This is a genomic window from Microbacterium jejuense (assembly GCF_019511665.1).
Lineage (GTDB): Bacteria > Actinomycetota > Actinomycetes > Actinomycetales > Microbacteriaceae > Microbacterium > Microbacterium jejuense_A.
The window spans coordinates 1-432 of record NZ_JAEUAW010000036.1; the positions used below are offsets into that span (position 1 = coordinate 1).

The 432-nt window shown below is 56.0% G+C and carries 1 protein-coding gene; it reads left to right on the forward strand.

From position 1 onward, the window contains the following. The coding region (locus JNB62_RS19040) for a hypothetical protein (protein ID WP_220302458.1) at positions 1–222 on the forward strand (222 nt) is incomplete at its 5' end. Positions 223–432 lie beyond the last annotated feature (210 nt).

The window sequence follows — 432 nt, forward strand, 5'->3', positions numbered from 1 at the left end:
GGCAATTGGCGAGCCATCCAGGGCCCGGTCAATGATCTGACCAAAGAGCAAGCTCAAGCGCTCTTCGGCCGCGCCGTTAGTGAATCAGTCAGCGGGATATCCACGAAGGACTTTGCGCTCGTCCATGTCCCTTCGAACTGGAGCAACAAGGACTTCCCAACGACGACGGGGTATCTGCTCGTTTCGATGCTCGGGCCCGTGGAACTGCACAAGGTCAAGTAGCAACGCGTTGCTGCCGACCGCCCCCGCACACGTTGAGCGCGGCATCTGAAGTACCTGGAGTGCATCCTTGACTTCTTGAGCCGCACGCTACGATTAAATCAAGTGGTCGCATATCGATCACCGACCTCAAAATCACCGGAGAAAATCAATGACGAACAAACTCTCTCTCCTCGCAATTGCTGCTGCATCGACTCTCGCACTGACCGCATG